This window comes from Pseudomonas sp. 13B_2.1_Bac1 (genome assembly GCF_025466155.1).
Lineage (GTDB): Bacteria > Pseudomonadota > Gammaproteobacteria > Pseudomonadales > Pseudomonadaceae > Aquipseudomonas > Aquipseudomonas aylmerensis.
Genome location: NZ_JANLOH010000069.1, coordinates 1 through 239 on the forward strand (window position 1 = coordinate 1; position 239 = coordinate 239).

Sequence of the window (239 nt, forward strand, 5' to 3'; positions counted from 1 at the left end):
TTGGTTCGGCAGGAGCATGTCGACGATGTGCCTGCCGCTGGCAAGAACCCAAACGGGGACGCGGCGGCGCCTGCGGATAAGACCGCCACTAACGGCTGCCCGGTGTCGATGGTCACGGGCGAGGAATTGCTCACTCTCACCGATGGCACGTTGGATGGAGTCTTGCCGTTTGAGTGGCGCCGCTTGTACCGCACCAGTGCGGTGGAAATGGATGGCGGGTTGGGGTTTGGCTGGAGTCA

The 239-nt window shown here is 62.8% G+C and carries 1 protein-coding gene; it reads left to right on the forward strand.

Annotated elements, in window-relative coordinates; all coding sequences use genetic code 11:
- On the forward strand, positions 1-239 hold a 239-nt coding region (locus NTD80_RS16890), incomplete at both ends, for a DUF6531 domain-containing protein (RefSeq protein ID WP_262134367.1).